General features: G+C 67.5%; 11 protein-coding genes and 2 pseudogenes. 12 read left to right on the top strand and 1 reads right to left on the bottom strand.

Annotated features, from left to right (window positions below; genetic code table 11):
• The first annotated feature begins 683 nt into the window (after positions 1-683).
• The 8 genes and pseudogenes from ACFCZF_RS39960 to ACFCZF_RS39925 all read left to right on the top strand — a co-directional run bounded on the left by ACFCZF_RS39960 (position 684) and on the right by ACFCZF_RS39925 (position 8,663).
• Positions 684-1,502 carry a phytanoyl-CoA dioxygenase family protein gene (locus ACFCZF_RS39960; protein WP_376675843.1) on the top strand — a complete coding sequence of 273 codons (819 nt, stop codon included), beginning with the start codon at positions 684-686 and terminating at the stop codon, positions 1,500-1,502.
• A gap of 142 nt (positions 1,503-1,644) precedes the next feature.
• Positions 1,645-2,832, top strand: a complete 1,188-nt coding sequence (locus ACFCZF_RS39955; RefSeq protein ID WP_376675842.1) for a Rieske 2Fe-2S domain-containing protein — start codon at positions 1,645-1,647, stop codon at positions 2,830-2,832.
• Positions 2,833-2,845: 13 nt separating this feature from the next.
• Positions 2,846-4,087, top strand: coding sequence for a cytochrome P450 (locus ACFCZF_RS39950; RefSeq protein ID WP_376675841.1), 1,242 nt, complete (start codon positions 2,846-2,848; stop codon positions 4,085-4,087).
• A complete protein-coding gene (locus tag ACFCZF_RS39945; protein WP_376675840.1) occupies positions 4,084-5,037 on the top strand; it encodes an amidohydrolase family protein in 954 nt (317 codons plus the stop codon). Before ACFCZF_RS39950 ends, ACFCZF_RS39945 begins: the two co-directional genes overlap by 4 nt.
• Positions 5,034-5,630: pseudogene (locus ACFCZF_RS39940) on the top strand (NADPH-dependent FMN reductase). The gene ACFCZF_RS39945 and the pseudogene ACFCZF_RS39940 overlap by 4 nt, the downstream one beginning before the upstream one ends.
• A gap of 297 nt (positions 5,631-5,927) precedes the next feature.
• Positions 5,928-6,245: a 2Fe-2S iron-sulfur cluster-binding protein gene (locus tag ACFCZF_RS39935; RefSeq protein ID WP_376675839.1), complete on the top strand. Its 318-nt coding sequence runs from the start codon at positions 5,928-5,930 to the stop codon at positions 6,243-6,245.
• A gap of 2 nt (positions 6,246-6,247) precedes the next feature.
• The gene (locus ACFCZF_RS39930; protein ID WP_376675838.1) at positions 6,248-7,513 is read left to right on the top strand and encodes an NAD(P)/FAD-dependent oxidoreductase; all 1,266 of its coding nucleotides are present in this window, start codon (positions 6,248-6,250) and stop codon (positions 7,511-7,513) included.
• A gap of 34 nt (positions 7,514-7,547) precedes the next feature.
• The gene (locus ACFCZF_RS39925) at positions 7,548-8,663 is read left to right on the top strand and encodes a M24 family metallopeptidase (RefSeq protein ID WP_376675837.1); all 1,116 of its coding nucleotides are present in this window, start codon (positions 7,548-7,550) and stop codon (positions 8,661-8,663) included.
• Here the strand turns inward: ACFCZF_RS39925 and ACFCZF_RS39920 are convergent.
• Positions 8,633-9,613, bottom strand: coding sequence for a LysR family transcriptional regulator (locus ACFCZF_RS39920; RefSeq protein ID WP_376675836.1), 981 nt, complete (start codon positions 9,611-9,613; stop codon positions 8,633-8,635). The two genes, ACFCZF_RS39925 and ACFCZF_RS39920, sit on opposite strands and share 31 nt — an antisense overlap.
• A 199-nt stretch (positions 9,614-9,812) precedes the next feature.
• Between ACFCZF_RS39920 and ACFCZF_RS39915 the strand changes: the two genes are divergently transcribed.
• The 4 genes and pseudogenes from ACFCZF_RS39915 to ACFCZF_RS39900 all read left to right on the top strand — a co-directional run.
• On the top strand, positions 9,813-10,901 hold the full coding sequence (locus tag ACFCZF_RS39915) for an S-(hydroxymethyl)mycothiol dehydrogenase (protein WP_376675835.1): 1,089 nt from the start codon (positions 9,813-9,815) through the stop codon (positions 10,899-10,901).
• Between the two features lie 23 nt (positions 10,902-10,924).
• The gene (locus ACFCZF_RS39910; protein ID WP_376675834.1) at positions 10,925-11,533 is read left to right on the top strand and encodes an MBL fold metallo-hydrolase; all 609 of its coding nucleotides are present in this window, start codon (positions 10,925-10,927) and stop codon (positions 11,531-11,533) included.
• Between the two features lie 171 nt (positions 11,534-11,704).
• A complete protein-coding gene (locus tag ACFCZF_RS39905; protein WP_376675833.1) occupies positions 11,705-12,325 on the top strand; it encodes an enoyl-CoA hydratase/isomerase family protein in 621 nt (206 codons plus the stop codon).
• Between the two features lie 687 nt (positions 12,326-13,012).
• Positions 13,013-13,938, top strand: a pseudogene (locus ACFCZF_RS39900) (IS3 family transposase); the annotation flags it as partial.
• Between the last annotated feature and the right edge of the window lie 95 nt (positions 13,939-14,033).

The following is a 14,033-nucleotide window of genomic DNA, read 5'->3' as shown; positions in this document are numbered from 1 at the left end:
CCCCACAACCGGCATGCACACCAACACCAACACCTTCCCTCCACACAGACGGACAAGAAAACGAACCACTCAGAACGAAAAACAGCCAGTCGGGCAACGCTGCGAGGGCGGGCACATAACGGCGGGTGCGTTCAGAAGATATCCAGGCGCCGCCAGCCGGCATCAGCAGGTCGCGGGAAGACAGGTAACCAACGTTGGCGATTGAAGAGCATCAGATTCGAGTGTCAACGCCAACTTCTGGCCGGGGACGCTAACAGAGATCTACGGGGCAGGAAAGAGGCGGCGCACGAAATATGCTTCGAGCTTTCCTGCGGATCTCGCGCACACTGGGCGCGGCACCCCTCGACCGGTTGACACGACATGACCAACACGCCGAGTGGGTGCGTCGCGGGGCCGCGCCCTACGGACGCGCAGCCCTCCGTACCTGCGCTGAACAGGGAGAATGAGCGAGTCCGACTACGAAGCTAATGAGCGCATCAGTTTTGCGAACATTTCTTGTGCGAACCGGGGCGACGCGCTTAAGGTCTCGGTAACCCCCTGGAAACACGGACGTCACCTCGCGCAGCAGACGAAAAGAATGCGGTCAGCGCGCGGTCAGGTGCTCACCGGATTGTTATGGCGAGGCCCTCAGAGTCCACAGCACATCTCTGGAAATAACTCACAACAGCCGAGGAGCTATTTCGATGCTGACAACAGATGCCGCATCCTTGGAGTACGACAAGCTCGGTCCGGAAGTGACGCGGGCTTTCGCGGAGAACGGCGTGGTGTGCCTGCGCGGTCTGCTGGACGAGAAGACTCTGGCGGCGCTGCGCGAGGGCGTGGAGGTCGCGATCAACGAGGCGCACGCCGAGCGGAGTGGGCCGGCGGCCACGTACATCAAGGCGACGCGCCTGTGGACGCGCCACGAAGGTTTCCGTGACTTCGCATTCGGGTCACGCATCGCGGAGGCCGCGGCAGTGGTGATGGGCAGCCGCGTGGTACGGATGTACAACGACTCGATGTTCGTGAAGGAGCCCTCCGCACCGGAGCCGACTCCCTGGCACCAGGATTTGCCGTACTTCCTGATCGACGGGCTCAACCTGTGCTCGGCGTGGATCCCGCTGGACCCGGCGAACGAGGCATCGGGCGCCATGTCGTACGGGCTGGGTTCGCACCGCTGGGGCAAGCTCTACCGGCCGGAGGCGTTCGAGGATCCCGGCACGTACCGGTCCGGCGAGTCGTACGACGGTCCGGCACCGGACCTGGACGCGGATCCGGAGCGATACCCCACCGTGGCGTTCGCCACCAAGCCGGGAGACGTGGTCTTCCACCACCTGCGGACGCTGCACAAGGCGGGCCCCAACAGTACGGAGGGGACCCGGCGACGGGTGCACACCGTTCGATTCGCGGGCGACGACACCACATGGATCAACCGGCCCTTCTCCACTGTCGAGTTCAAGACCCGGCTCGACGACGGCGACGCTTTGGCCGGGGAGGACTTCCCCGTCCTGTGGCCTCGCTGACCAGGCCGCGTCACCGCGGTCCCGGAGCCGCTCCACCGGCTCGTCGCCCCAGGCGCCCGCCGCCCCGTACCTCGGCTCTGTGCCGACGAGTCCGGCACAACGACCCACGCATATCGAAGAAGACCCGGAGAGGGAGTTCACAGTGAACGCCGAGACGCAGCAGGACCACCCCCTGGACGAGTTCTCCGCCATCGACGGGAACGCCGATGCCGGCCGCTACCTCGCGCAGTTCTGGCAGCCGGTGGCCCTGTCCCGGGACTACGTTCCCGGGACGGCGAAGCGGATCAAGATCCTGGGCAACCACTACACGCTCTACCGAGGCGACGAGGGCGAGATGCAGATGGTGCAGGACCGGTGCCCGCACCGCGGTACCAGCCTCGCCTACGGATGGGTGGAGGGGAACTGCATCCGCTGCCGGTACCACGGCTGGAAGTTCTCCGGCGACGGCGCCGGTGTCGAGTTCCCCGCGGAGACCGCCACGTACGAGCGGAGCATCCGCCTGGACGCCCATCCGGTGCGGGAGTACCTCGGCGTGGTGTTCGCCTACCTCGGCGGGGGTGAGGCGCCCGAGTTCGTCCGGTATCCCGAACTGGAGGACGAGGACGCGGGCGAGCTCGTCTCGATGAGCGTCACGCTGCCCTACAACTACTTCCAGCGCGTCGAGAACGACGTCGACGAGGTGCACATCTACTACGTGCACCGGGAGTTCATGGCGAGCTTCGGCCTCGTCGACCTGCCGCGCATCACCGCGAAGGAGACCGACTACGGGCTGGTGTGCACCACGGCCCGCTCCGACGGCAGCAAGTTCCACACCCACCTGCACATGCCGAACGCCTTCCTGCGGGAGGCCGCGATCGGTCAGGACAAGGACAACCTCGCGATCCACGCAGCGTGGCGGGTGCCCATCGACGACGTCAGCACACTGAGCGTGATGATCGACCGCGTCAAGAACTACGACCCCGCCGCCCGCGAGAGCGAGAAGGAGATGATCGACCCCACGGTGATCGCCGAGCGCATCCTTGCCGGCGAGTACACCCTGGAGGAGATCGACCAGACCCATCCGCTGCTCCCGGTGATCCAGGACACCGTCGCCATGGCCGGGCAGGGACTCGTCGCCGACAGGAAGGCCGAGAACCTCGGCCAGTCCGACCGGGCGCTCGGGCTGCTGCGTCGGATCTGGTCACGTGAGCTCAAGGCCCTGCGCGAGGAGCGCCCGCTGAAGTCGTGGCAGCGGTCCCCCGGTGCGAAGCTCCCCATGTTCGAGGCCGCACCCGATGCCGAATCCGTGGCCGCCGCCGTGGACGCCGGCGTGACGCCCGCGAACTCCTGAGGCGACGCATCCGATGAGCAACACCACGTATCGCGTCGAGGAAGCCGCCACACATCAGGGTGCGGCGGTTTCGGTCGACCGGTTCCGCCCTGATGATCCCGAGATCCAGAAGGACCCCTACCCCTACTATCCTCTGCTGCGCGAGCAGCGGCCTGTGTACCGGACAAGCTTCGGTGACCAGCCGTGCTGGGTACTCAGCCGCCGCCGGGACATCCAGAAGGTGCTGCTGGACCCCGGCACCTTCTCCAGCCGCACGACACCGCTGCCCATCATGCTCTTCCAGGACCCGCCGGACCACGGACGACTGCGCAAGATGGTGGCCCACATGTTCACCCAGGCCGCGGTCGCGCCCATGGAGCCGGCGATCGAGCGCAAGGCCGCGGACCTGCTGGATGCCGCGCGTACGAAGGGGCTGTGCGACGTCATCACCGACTTCGCCGCGCCGCTGACGATGACGACCATCGGGCTGATCCTGGGCATCTCCGTGGACGAGGTCGAACGTCTGCGACAGCTCACCCGCCTGCAACAGGACTACGTGCTGTCGATCCGTCTGCAGCGGGAACCCTCGGCCGAGTCGCGGGAGGCCAACGACGCGCTCGTCGCCTTCATGGCCGACCTCATCCGTGGTCGTCACTACGCCGACAACCGCGTCGTCGCGGCACTGGCCGACATGCTGGGTCGGGGCGAGCTGACGGAGGAGGAATGCGCCAACTTCGCCGTCATGCTGTTCATCGCCGGCCACTCCACCACCACCAACCTGATCGGCAACTCGGTGTACATGCTGAGCCGGCGTCCCGGGGACCTGGTCCGTATGCGGGAGGAGGAGCAGTTCGTCGCCGCCTTCATGGAGGAGGTCCTGCGCACCAGGCCCTCCTTCCACCGCAATGTCCGCGTGACCACGCGCGATGCCGTGATCGCGGGAGAGACGATTCCCGCGGGTTCGGTAGTGCGCCTGCTGCTGGCGTCCGCCAACCGTGACCCGGAGTTCTTCGAGAACCCCGAGGTGTTCGACCCGGACCTGGAGCGGCGGACGAATCTTTCCTTCGGCCGCGGCATCCACGTCTGCCTGGGCAGCTGGCTGGCCAGACTGGAGGCCGCTACCGCCCTGCGGGTGTTCTCGCGGGGCGTCGCCTCGGTCGCACTCGACTCCGACAGCGCGTTGGTCCGGCTGTCGGGCGGCACGTTCAACGAGTTCGGCTTCGAACACCTTCCCGTGCGCCTCACCGCGCGCGACGCAGAGAAGGACCGCACATGAACGCACCCGGCAGGATCGACGTCCACCAGCATGTGGTTCCACCCTTCTGGGTGGAGGGCCTGCAGAGGCTGGGGTCAGGTCACCGCCCGCCCCAATGGTCGCCCGAGCAGGCCATCGCGTTCATGGACGAACGCCGTATCGCGACGGGTGTACTGTCGCTGACCGCTCCGGGGCTGTCGTCCTGGCCGCGCGGCGAGCGCCCCGCCGTGGCACGCCAGGTCAACGTCTACACGGCCGACCTTGTGACGGCTTGGCCGGGCCGGTTCGGTCACTTCGCCACGTTGCCCCTGCCCGACGTGGACGCGGCCCTCGATGAGACGGCCCACGCCCTCGACGTCCTGAAGGCCGACGGCGTGGTGCTCTACTCCAACTACGGCGACCGTTTCCTCGGCAGCAAGGAGTTCGAACCGTTGTGGGCGGAGCTCGACCGTCGGCAGGCCGTGGTCTTCGTCCACCCCACACGTACCTCGCTGTCGGACCTCGACGGTATTCCCGCGCCCTTCGTGGACTTCCCCTTCGCCACCACCCGCACGGCCGTCGACATGGTCCTCAAGGGGGTGCTCGACCGGCACCGGAGGGTACGGGTCATCCTCTCCCATGCCGGCGGCTTCCTACCCTTCGCGGTCCAACGCTTCGTGGCCTGCGCCGGCACCCTGCCGGGAGGCGCCGACCACGGCACCGTGCATGCAGCCTTCAGGCGCTTCTACTTCGACACGGCTCTGTCCTCGGGGCCGTCGGCGATGGTGAGCCTCACCTCGTTCGCCGACCCGGCGCGCATCCTCTACGGGAGCGACTTCCCCTATGCACCCGGCGGAGCGGTCGAGGAGTTCACGGCGACGCTCGACACTCACTCGGCATTGGCCGTGCACGAGCACGCCGCGATCCGCCAGGGAAACGCGACGGCGCTCTTTCCGTGGGCGGGCAGTGGAAAGGAGGGAGTGGCCCGATGAATCACGAGAGCAACGACGCAAGGCCCGTCCTGACGGTAATAGTAGGGTCCACGCGCCCCGGGCGGGCCGGCCTGCCCATAGCCCAGTGGTTTCGCGAACGTGCCAGTGCTCACGGGAAATTCCAGGTACGAATGGCCGATCTGGCCGAGATCGACCTCCCTCTGCTCGACGAACCCCACCACCCGAGGCTGCGCCGCTATGTCCACGAGCACACCAAAGCGTGGAGTTCACTCGTCGACACGAGCGACGCGTTCGTAGTCGTAACACCGGAATACAACTACGGATACCCGGCGGCGCTGAAGAATGCCCTTGACTACCTGCACGACGAGTGACGGTACAAGCCGGTCGGCTTCGTGTCCTACGGCGGGGTGGCCGGCGGAACCCGAGCCGTACAACAGCTCAAGCAGGTGGTCACGACCCTCCGGACACAGCCAGTTTTCGAGTCGGTAACCATTCCCTTTCACTCAGAACTGCTTTCCGGGGACGGTTCACGCTTCGATGCCACCGTCGTCACAGAACGAGCCGCCGAAGCGATGCTCGACGAACTGCAACGGGTTGAGTCCGCGCTCCGTCCGCTGCGCGCCCAACCCTGAAACCCGTCAACACAAAAAGCGACGGGGCCGTCCGCATCGGACGGCCCCGTCGCTTTTCTAGTTGCCCAGACAACAGGCACCGAACGGGCTCCCCAAAGCACCTAATGGTCGCATCAGTTTTTCCTGATTCACTTGCCCGCCCGTCCGAGCCCATCTTAGAGTTCCAGCACTGAGACGCTTAATTCAGTCGTCCAGAACGGATGCAATAGGCGCAGGTGCGCAATTCACCTGTGAATCACTCCGTCCGCAGCTCCAGTCCGTCCAGCCGGGCGCCCACCTCTGTCAGAGGAGACAACGATGCCGAAACTGATCGTCACGACCCGTGAGGGCGAGACCAGGACCGTCGACGCCCTGGTGGGCCTCTCGACGATGGAGGTCATCCGCGAAGCGGGAGTCGACGAGCTCCTCGCACTGTGCGGCGGCTGCTGTTCCTGCGCCACCTGCCACGTCTACGTGGATCCGGAGTTCGCCGACCGCCTGCCGGCCATGAGCGAGGACGAGAACGACCTGCTCGACAGTTCCGAGCATCGTCGGCCCACGTCGCGCCTCTCCTGCCAGCTGCCGTTCGACGACTCGCTGGACGGGCTGCCGGTGACGATCGCGCCGGAGGACTGAGCATGGAACCGACCACCGGTACGGCCGCAGGGCCAGACCTCCCGGCCCGGTACGACGTAGTGATCGTCGGAGCGGGGCACGGCGGCGCGCAGACCGCCATCGCACTGCGGCAGTCCGGATTCGAGGGATCCGTCGCACTGCTCGGCGACGAGGCGGAGCCGCCGTACGAGCGCCCACCGCTCTCGAAGGACTACCTGTCCGGCGAGAAGGACTTCACGCGCCTGCTGATCCGGCCGGCCTCGTTCTGGGAGGACCGGAAGATCGCGGTACTCGGCGGTCGTCGTGTGACGCGCGTCGACGCCGTCGGCCACCGGGTGCGTTCGGCCGACGGTACGGAGTTCGAGTACGGCTCTCTCGTCTGGGCCGGCGGAGGAGCACCGCGGACGCTCGCCTGCGACGGACACGATCTCGACGGTGTCCACACGGTACGGACCAAGGCGGACGCCGACCGTATACGCGCCCGGCTCGACACCGTCTCGCGGGTCGTGGTGATCGGCGGTGGCTACATCGGCCTGGAGACAGCCGCGGTCCTCAACAAGGCGGGCAAAGCCGTGACGGTCCTGGAGGCCGAGGACCGGGTCCTGGCCCGAGTCGCGGGGGAACCACTGTCCCGCTTCTACGAGCGTGAGCACCGCGCCCACGGTGTCGAGATCCGCCTCGGCGCGGTCGTCGACCGTGTGGAGGAACGCGCCGGGCGGGTGGTCGGCGTAAGAATGCGCGGCGGGCGGGTCCTCGACTGCGACCTGGTTGTCGTCGGTATCGGCATCGTCCCCGCGGTGGAACCGCTGCTGACCGCGGGCGCCGCCGGCGACCAGCGCGGCGTCGAGGTCGACGGGCAGTGCCGGACCAGCCTGACCGACGTCTACGCCGTCGGCGACTGCTCGGTGCACGAAAACCGTTACGCAGACGGAGCCCTCATCCGTCTCGAGTCCGTGCAGAACGCGGGCGAGCAGGCCGCCGTCGTGGCCAAGACGCTGACCGGCACGGCAACCGCCTATGACGCGGTCCCGTGGTTCTGGTCCCAGCAGTACGACCTGCGGCTGCAGACCGTGGGCCTGTCCGCCGGACACGACGACACGGTGGTCCGAGGTGACCCGTCCACGCGCCGGTTCTCCGTCGTCTACCTCAAGGGCGGCCGGGTCGTCGCACTCGACTGCGTCAACACCACCAAGGACTTCGTCCAGGGCAGACGGCTCGTCGCACAGGCCGCGCGGATCGCCCCGTCCCTGCTCGCCGACGTGACGCTTCCGCTCAAGGACATGTGCTGATGCGCACGCCCCCGGAACGCAAGGAGCAAGCCCCATGATGAACCGAGACGAAGCCTTCGCCAGGTGGGCACGTGTCCGCCGGCTGATGGACGAGCATGAGCTGGACGCGCTCGTCGCGGTCGACCGTTCTCGAGACGAGATCCAGGCGGGCGCCCAGCGATGGCTCACTGGGTACATTCCCGTCGGCGGCCCTGCGGCCGCCCTGCTGGACCGCGATGGCCGCATCGAGCTGATCTCGGAACGTATCGGCAGGCCCGTGGCGGAGCATTATGCCGCACAGGACCTTCCCATCGAGCTGGTGAACGGTTTCAGTGACCGTCTTCTGGCGGAGCGGATCTCCCGCCGACGTCCCCGACGACTCGGCATAGCGGAATCCGGCACCTTCTCCTGGTCCCTGGCCGCCGCGCTCGGTGAGGGCCCCTCCCCCGTCTCCCTGGTCGACGTCTCGGCCGCCGTCGGACGGCTCCGTCTACGCAAGTCGGCATACGAGCTCGCTCTCGTCAGGGAGAGCTGCCGGATCGCGGACGCCGTCTGGGAGCAGGTGCCCGATCTGTTCCGGGTCGGCCGTGCCAACCGCGACGTCGTCGCCGACATCGACCACCTGGCGCGCCGGGAGGGATCCGAGGGCGGATTCCACCTTCTCCTCAAGCTGCCGTTCCGGGGCCGGCCCATGCAGTCGGTGGCCAACCCGGAACTCGTCGAGGCGGACAGCCGCTACCTGATCGAGATCTCGCCCCGCTACGAGGGGTACTACTCGCAGCTCACCATCCCGGCGACGACCCGACGGGACGACGAGCGGCTCCTGCGCGGCTATCACGACGTGGTGGAGGCCAAGCGCGCGGCACAGCCGCTGATGCGACCGGGTGCGGACCTGACCGAAGTCGCCGCGCGCGTCGAGGGATTCCTGGCAGAACGGGGGCACAAGATGACCTCGTTGTCTCTGGGCCACTTCTGCGGGATGGCACTGGAGGAACCCCGGCACGATCCCTCGATGCCGTTTCGGCTCGAAGAGGGGATGACTCTCATCTTCCATCCCGTCCTCGCCGATCCGGAGTGCTTCTCGCTGATGCGGGCGGACACCTACATGATCACCGAGAACGGGGCGGAGCGCCTGAACCGCTACGACGGAACGGTGGTCACCGCGTCATGAACCGGACCGCACCGGTCAGCTTCGTGCCACGGCGTCTCGTCACCGGTACCGATTCCGAGGGCACGGCAGGCAGCCGACACGTGGGAGAGGAACTCCTCCATCGGTCCGGTCTCCGTCAGGTCGTCCCGGACGACCGTCTGCATCCAGTACCCCGTCGGTACGTTGAGCTCCAGGGCTTTGAGGAGGCCCGCCTTGCGTTCGTTCAAGACCGAGACGTCGGAGAAGAGCGCGAAGGCGTCGGAGCCCAGGACGATCTCCTTGGCGATGTGGATCGAGTCGGCGGCGACGATGCGGGGCAGTCGGTGTCCGACGCGGGAGAAGATCTGCGGAAAGCTGAAGAGCAGGCCGAGCTCGTCGGGCGGGCAGACGAACGGGTACTGCGTGAGGTCGCGCAGGGACGCCTTCTCGGACACCGGGTGTCCGGCCCGGACACAGGCCACCCTCCGCGCCCGGAAGAGCGGCGAGGCCCGCAGACCCTTCAGCGCGTCCTCGGCGGGCCGGTGGCAGATCACCATGTCGATCTTCCGGTCCCGCAGCTGGGACAGCAGCGCCATGGCCGAGACGTCCTCGTGCAGGCGGATGTCGAGTCCAGGGCGGCTCTCCATCAGCCGGCACACCGCCGACGCGGCGAGCGAGGCTGCGCCGCCCGTCGTCGTACCCACGGCCAGCGCCTCGTCGTGGCCGGTGGCCAGGTCCCGGATCCGGCGTTCGGCCCGGGCCAGTTCACGGTCGATGGTCCTGGCGTGCTCGCACAACGCACGGCCGTACGCGGTGGGGACGACCCCCTGAGCGGTCCGCTCGACCACTTTGTGGCCGATCTCCCGCTCGACCTGGCCGATGCTCTGGGAGAGCGCGGACTGCGTCACCCCGAGGTGCTCCGCCGCCCGCCCGAAACTGCCGTACTGAACCAGAACCGCCAGCCGAATGATGCGCTGGGGATCAATCTTCATGTGCGGGAGCCTACGCCGCGCAACGGCTCCGCACGAGACCTCGGACGGCACCTGTCACCGCCTGGTGTTCCCGCTCCGGAGCAATAGGGCCCCGGTCCCGCACCCACACGCTTCTGCTCGCACCCGTTGCCCGGGCGGCGGCGCACTCGCCGGCGCTGCGAGCTGCGAAGCCGTACATGTCAATCACAAGGATGAGGAAATGCCCCAGAAGGTCAACGCTGTAGTGGCCCTTGCCAAAGGGAAGCCCGTCTCCGTCGAGACGGTCGTGATACCGGACCCAGGACCTGGTGAGGCAGTCGTCGCCGTACAGGCGTGCGGTGTCTGCCACACCGATCTGCACTACCGGGAAGGCGGGATCAACGACGACTTCCCCTTCCTCCTCGGACACGAAGCGGCCGGCGTCGTGGAGTCCGTCGGCGAAGGTGTCACCGAAGTCGAACCCGGTGACTTCGTGGTGCTGAACTGGCGTGCGGTGTGCGGACGCTGCCGTGCCTGCAAGCGGGGCAGGCCCTGGTACTGCTTCGCCACACACAATGCCCGCCAGAAGATGACACTGGAGTCCGGCCAGGAACTCACTCCCGCCCTCGGTATCGGAGCCTTCGCCGAGAAGACCCTGGTGGCCGCGGGCCAGTGCACGAAGGTCGACCCGGCCGCGAAAGCTCAGACAGCGGGCCTGCTGGGCTGCGGAGTGATGGCGGGCCTGGGCGCCGCCATCAACACCGGCGGCGTCACACGCGGGGACGCGGTGGCCGTCATCGGATGCGGCGGGGTCGGAGACGCCGCTGTGGCGGGCGCCGTACTCGCCGGCGCGACGACCGTCATCGCCGTCGACATGGACGACCGGAAGCTGAACTGGGCCAAGGACTTCGGGGCCACCCACACCGTCAACGCGCGCACCACGGACCCGGTCGCCGCCATCAAGGAGCTGACCGGCGGCTTCGGCGCCGACGTGGTCATCGACGCCGTCGGACGACCGGAGACCTGGAAACAGGCGTTCTACGCCCGCGACCTCGCGGGCACACTCGTCCTGGTGGGCGTTCCCACACCGGATCTGTCGGCTCCCGAGATCCCGCTCATCGAGTACTTCGGCCGCGGAGGTCAGCTCAAGTCCTCCTGGTACGGAGACTGCCTGCCGGAACGGGACTTCCCCCTGCTGGTCGACCTGTACCTGCAGGGCCGGCTACCCCTGGACAGGTTCGTGTCCGAGGAGATCGGCCTCGCCGACGTCGAGACCGCCTTCGAGAAGATGCACCACGGCGACGTGCTCCGTTCGGTGGTCGTCCTGTGACCGCCGGCCCGCGGGTGGAGCGGTTGATCACTTCAGGCACGTTTTCCCTGGACGGCGGAACCTGGGAGGTGGACAACAACGTCTGGGTCGTCGGCGACGACGACGAGGCCCTCGTCATCGACGCGGCACACGACGCGGACGCCATCACAGCCGCGGTCGGCGACCGCCGACTGACCGCCATCGTGTGCACCCACGCCCACAACGACCACATCAACGCAGCCCCCGACGTCGCGGCGCGCACCGGCGCTCCCATCCTGCTCCACCTCGACGACCGCATCCTTTGGAAGGCGACCCACCCGGAACGGACTCCTGACGGATACCTCTCGGACCGACGCCGCCTCACGGTGGCCGGCACCGAACTGGTCGTATTGCACACACCCGGCCATGCCCCCGGCGCCATCAGTCTCCACGCCCCCGACCTGAACACCGTCTTCACGGGCGACACCCTCTTCGCGGGCGGCCCCGGTGCCACAGGCCGCTCCTACTCCAGCTTCCCCACCATCATCCGCTCCGTCCGCGACGAACTCCTCACCCTGCCCCCTGAGACCTGCGTCCGTCCCGGGCACGGTGAGACAACCACGATCGCAGCCGAAGCTCCGCACCTGCAGGACTGGATCAACCGCGGGTACTGACACTCGCCCCTGCGGCAGCACAGGCCCGGCGACCGTCTTCGCCCGAACGGAGACGGAAAGGCACCCCTCGGCCGGGCAACGACCTCATCGCCCCTCCCGGCGACGGTCGGCACCAAGGGCCTGCTGGCCGAGAACCGCCGATTACCCCAACGGCATCCACAAGGAGGGATCATGACCTTCGACAACTGCCCCACCCCACACCCCGACGTCACCCCGCACCACGAGGCATTCGGGAGCACGGTCCTATACCACCAGCGCGGGAACGTCGCGTGGGTGACCCTCAACCGTCGCGACGCCCTCAACGCCATAAACACGGCGACAGCCGAACAGCTCTCCAAGCTCTGGGCACACGTGTCGGCCGAGCCTCATGTACACACGGTGGTGCTCACCGGCGCGGGGCCCGAGGCTTTCAGCATAGGCTTCGGCCGCTCAACGGTCCCCCATTCCATCAGCCCCAAGCAGTGCGGCCTCGACAAACGCCTGATCGTCGCTGTCAACGGGATCGCATGCCGCGAGGCATTCCACCTTCTACAGGATGCGGACCTGGTCATCGCCGCCGAAAGGGCGGTCTTCTTCGAGGCCAGGTGGGCTTCGCCCACCGTCCCGGACGACTATGGACCGGGCGCCAGGCTCGCCCGGTGGAGACTGACGCACGCGGTACGACGCGCCCCGGTGACCGCCGCCGAGGCGTACCGTCTCGGCGTCATCCAGGAGACCGTTCCGCTGAGTCACCTGCGTTCAGCCACCGAACACCTCGCCGGACGACTGCCGTCGCGTCATGCTCTGTGGTGAGCAACCCTCCAATCGCACCGCACTTGTTGCGAGCCACAGGGATCAAGCACCGACGAGTTCATCGGGATCGCGCAGGTGATGGTGTCACTGCTCCCGGACCTGGGATCCGAAGTGCGCGCGGTGCCGTGCCGAGCCGACGCACTCCCCTCCTGGTCCTGAGAATTCGCCCAACGTGGTTCTGTGTAGCGGTCGTGCCATGCAGACAGTCCGAGCTTCGGGAAACGGGCGTGATTCCGGACCCGCGGGTGGCACAGATCGAGCGCCTCAGGGAACAGGTCTCCGGGCTGAAGGAACGCCTCGCCGCGCGTGACGCGCAGATTGATGGTCTCACTGACTTCAGGGAGCGGGCCCTGTCGCAGATCGCCGCCCAGCGGATGGAGATCGAGCGGCTTCGCGAGGTCCTGGCCGCGCGCCATCGAATGTCCGTGCTCTGCCAAACAGTTCAGGAGCGAGCGCGCCGTACGGACCGTGCAACTGAGCGCGATCTTAGGCCGGGGGCTGCTGCCCGGCCGATGAATGCCGGACACGGTCAAGCGGGCCCTGGCGAACGGCCGGCCGCCGAAGTACGAGCGGCCGGCGAAGGGCTCGGCCGTGGACGCGGTCGAGGTGCAGATCCGTGAGTGAGGCTGACCCTTTGGTGTGGACACCCTGACAATGGATCTTGAAGGTCCGAGAAGGGATGTCCAGGTGGGACGCAAGTCTCCGTACCCGGAGGAGTTTCGGAAGGACGCCGTCGCGTTGTACCGAGCCGCCGGTGGCAAGCGCACGTACGCGGCGGTGGCCGCGGAACTCGGGATCACGGGGGAGACGCTGCGCACGTGGGTCCGCAAGGACACCGCCCAGCACACGTCCGAGCACCACGGGGGCGGGGCCGGCCAGAGTCCCGCCGAGGAACTGGCCCGGCTGCGGGCCGAGAACGCCCGCCTGCTCAAGGCGGAGAAGGAGTGGCAGCTGGAGCGAGAGATCCTGCGCCGGGCAGCCGCCTATTTCGCTCGGGAGGTGAAGTGAAGACCCGCCGCTGGGACTTCATCTCCGACCACTGTGCCGACTTCGGTGTCCAGCGGCTGTGCCGGGTTCTTGGGGTGTCCCGCTCCGGTTTTTACCGGCATCAGGCCACCGCGTCGGCCCGCGTCGAGCGCCAGGCGGCCGAGGAGCTGGCGGTCGCGGAGATCCGCGCCGTCCACGCCGAACACCACGGTGCCTACGGCGCCCCGCGCGTGCACGCCGAACTCGGCTTGCGCGGTCGGAGGATCAACCGCAAGCGGGTGGCCCGGCTGATGCGCATCAACCACATCGTCGGCCGCCACCTGCGGCGCAAGAAGCGCACCACGATCGCGGACAAGACTGCGCCTCCCGCCCCGGACCTGGTGATGCGCGACTTCAGTGCGGATGCCCTGAATGCCAAGTGGTGCGGTGACATCACCTACATAGCCGTCGGCTCCACCTGGCTGTATCTGGCTACGGTCATCGACAACTGCTCACGCCGCGTGGTCGGCTGGTCGATCGCCGACCACATGCGCACCTCGCTGGTCACCGACGCGATCGAGATGGCCGTCGCCACCCGCGGCGGCTACGTGGACGGCGTCATCTTCCACACGGACAGGGGCGCCCAAGGTGGATTCAACTGGTCGTCGCAACACTTTGATCTCGGAGGTGTGCGACGTGGCCACGGCGGACTGGAGTTTGAAGACCAGCGATGTTCCGGAGG

This window comes from Streptomyces sp. NPDC056296 (assembly GCF_042268605.1).
GTDB lineage: Bacteria > Actinomycetota > Actinomycetes > Streptomycetales > Streptomycetaceae > Streptomyces.
Note: the sequence above shows the minus strand (reverse complement) of the source record. Positions and strands in the feature narration are given on the sequence as shown.

What these genes read in the sequence shown, in the direction of transcription:
- ACFCZF_RS39960 (WP_376675843.1), top strand. Translation starts at nt 684, where the DNA reads ATGCTGACAACAGATGCCGCATCCTTGGAGTACGACAAGCTCGGTCCG.
- ACFCZF_RS39950 (WP_376675841.1), top strand. Translation starts at nt 2,846, where the DNA reads ATGAGCAACACCACGTATCGCGTCGAGGAAGCCGCCACACATCAGGGT.
- ACFCZF_RS39945 (WP_376675840.1), top strand. Translation starts at nt 4,084, where the DNA reads ATGAACGCACCCGGCAGGATCGACGTCCACCAGCATGTGGTTCCACCC.
- ACFCZF_RS39935 (WP_376675839.1), top strand. Translation starts at nt 5,928, where the DNA reads ATGCCGAAACTGATCGTCACGACCCGTGAGGGCGAGACCAGGACCGTC.
- ACFCZF_RS39930 (WP_376675838.1), top strand. Translation starts at nt 6,248, where the DNA reads ATGGAACCGACCACCGGTACGGCCGCAGGGCCAGACCTCCCGGCCCGG.
- ACFCZF_RS39925 (WP_376675837.1), top strand. Translation starts at nt 7,548, where the DNA reads ATGATGAACCGAGACGAAGCCTTCGCCAGGTGGGCACGTGTCCGCCGG.
- ACFCZF_RS39920 (WP_376675836.1), bottom strand. Translation starts at nt 9,613, where the DNA reads ATGAAGATTGATCCCCAGCGCATCATTCGGCTGGCGGTTCTGGTTCAG.
- ACFCZF_RS39915 (WP_376675835.1), top strand. Translation starts at nt 9,813, where the DNA reads ATGCCCCAGAAGGTCAACGCTGTAGTGGCCCTTGCCAAAGGGAAGCCC.
- ACFCZF_RS39905 (WP_376675833.1), top strand. Translation starts at nt 11,705, where the DNA reads ATGACCTTCGACAACTGCCCCACCCCACACCCCGACGTCACCCCGCAC.